This window comes from Acinetobacter lactucae (assembly GCF_013344765.1).
Classification (GTDB): Bacteria; Pseudomonadota; Gammaproteobacteria; order Pseudomonadales; family Moraxellaceae; genus Acinetobacter; species Acinetobacter lactucae_A.
On the sequence record NZ_JABVBF010000337.1, the window covers coordinates 1 to 1,179 of the forward strand.

General features: G+C 44.4%; 1 protein-coding gene. It reads left to right on the plus strand.

Annotated elements, in window-relative coordinates; genetic code table 11:
* Positions 1-1,179, plus strand: a 1,179-nt coding sequence (gene tuf, locus HUN22_RS17155; RefSeq protein ID WP_017399900.1) for an elongation factor Tu, incomplete at its 5' end; no start/stop codon positions are given.

The window sequence follows — 1,179 nt, forward strand, 5'->3', positions numbered from 1 at the left end:
AAGTTTGAACGTAATAAGCCACACGTAAACGTGGGCACAATCGGTCACGTTGACCATGGTAAAACAACTTTAACTGCTGCGATTGCAACAATTTGTGCAAAAACTTACGGCGGTGAAGCGAAAGATTACTCACAAATCGACTCAGCACCTGAAGAAAAAGCACGTGGTATTACAATTAATACTTCACACGTAGAATACGATTCTCCAATTCGTCACTACGCGCACGTTGACTGCCCGGGCCACGCCGATTACGTTAAAAACATGATTACTGGTGCTGCTCAGATGGACGGCGCGATCCTTGTGTGTGCTGCGACTGACGGTCCAATGCCACAAACTCGTGAACACATCCTTCTTTCTCGTCAGGTTGGTGTACCTTACATCATCGTATTCTTGAACAAGTGTGACCTTGTTGATGATGAAGAATTACTTGAATTAGTAGAAATGGAAGTTCGTGAACTTCTTTCTACTTATGACTTCCCAGGTGATGACACTCCAGTTATCCGTGGTTCTGCGCTTAAAGCGTTGGAAGGCGATGCTGGTCAATATGGTGAGTCTTCAGTTCTTGCTCTTGTTGAAGCGCTTGACTCTTACATCCCAGAACCAGAACGTGCTATCGACAAAGCATTCTTAATGCCAATCGAAGACGTATTCTCAATTTCTGGTCGTGGTACTGTAGTAACAGGCCGTGTAGAAGCTGGTATCGTTAAAGTTGGTGAAGAAGTAGAGATCGTTGGTATTAAAGATACAGTTAAAACAACTGTAACTGGCGTAGAAATGTTCCGTAAACTTCTTGACGAAGGCCGTGCAGGTGAGAACTGTGGTATCTTACTTCGTGGTACTAAGCGTGAAGATGTACAACGTGGTCAAGTACTTGCTAAACCAGGTACAATCAAGCCGCACACTAAATTCGACGCAGAAGTATACGTACTTTCTAAAGAAGAAGGTGGTCGTCACACTCCATTCTTAAATGGTTACCGTCCACAGTTCTACTTCCGTACAACTGACGTAACTGGTGCAATCCAATTACAAGACGGCGTTGAAATGGTTATGCCAGGCGACAACGTTGAAATGTCAGTAGAATTAATCCACCCAATCGCAATGGACCCAGGTCTACGTTTTGCGATCCGTGAAGGTGGTCGTACTGTAGGTGCTGGTGTTGTTGCGAAAGTAACTGCATAA